Origin of the sequence: Bradyrhizobium uaiense, from assembly GCF_010811875.1 — a bacterium.
Classification (GTDB): Bacteria; Pseudomonadota; Alphaproteobacteria; order Rhizobiales; family Xanthobacteraceae; genus Bradyrhizobium; species Bradyrhizobium uaiense.
On sequence record NZ_VKHP01000529.1, the window covers coordinates 1 to 857 of the forward strand.

At 66.4% G+C, this 857-nt stretch carries 1 protein-coding gene; it reads left to right on the forward strand.

Annotated features, from left to right (window positions below; all coding sequences use genetic code 11):
• Window positions 1-608: helix-turn-helix transcriptional regulator (locus FNJ47_RS46280; protein WP_163163469.1), on the forward strand; the 608-nt coding region annotated here is incomplete at its 5' end.
• Window positions 609-857 lie beyond the last annotated feature (249 nt).

Below are 857 nucleotides of genomic sequence, written 5' to 3' on the forward strand. Positions count from 1 at the left end.
GCGTCGGTGTTATCGGCGAGCCGCATCCGCGCCTTCACGTAAGGATGCGCCAGCGCATCGAACAGCTTCAGCCCGAGCGGCGAGAGCCGCACCGTAGCCTCGTTCGGATGCAGCTCGGCCTCGTGCTGAAGGGTGGCAGCTGGTATCTCGCCGGCCTCGTCGACGGCAGCGTGCGCAGCTACCGCGTCGCGCGGGTGCTGGACTGCACGGCGCTCGAGACGCCGTTCACACGGCCGGCGGATTTCGATCTCGCTGCCTATTGGCACGCCTCGATCGAGCGGCTCGAGGCCGAGCTGCATCCGAACGAGGCTACGGTGCGGCTCTCGCCGCTCGGGCTGAAGCTGTTCGATGCGCTGGCGCATCCTTACGTGAAGGCGCGGATGCGGCTCGCCGATAACACCGACGCCGACGGATGGCACGTCGCCACCATGCCGGTCGGCAAGACGGTGTGGCATGCCGCGACCGAGCTGCTGCGGCTCGGCGCCGAGGCCGAGGTGATCGCGCCCGACGAGCTGCGCGAGAAGATGACCGAATTCACCAGCGCGATGGCCGCACGCTATGTCGAGGCGCCGCTGCGCCGCGCGGTGACGAGCGCTAAGGCGCGATGAGATTGGACTGAACAGAGCGGCACGCTCGCTGCACCTCTCCCGCTTGCGGGGGAGGTCGGATCGCATCGACGGATGGGATCCGGGTGGGGGCTCTCTCCCCGATACGACTCGCGGATAGAGCCCCTAGCACTACTTTGGCAGATTGTGTTTTCGCCGCTGTTTTTCGCGGATTTGCTTTCGGCAATATGGGCATTGCTGAGACGGCGGCCGAAGGATGAGATCGACGATGGCGTGACGTACTGCGGGCAT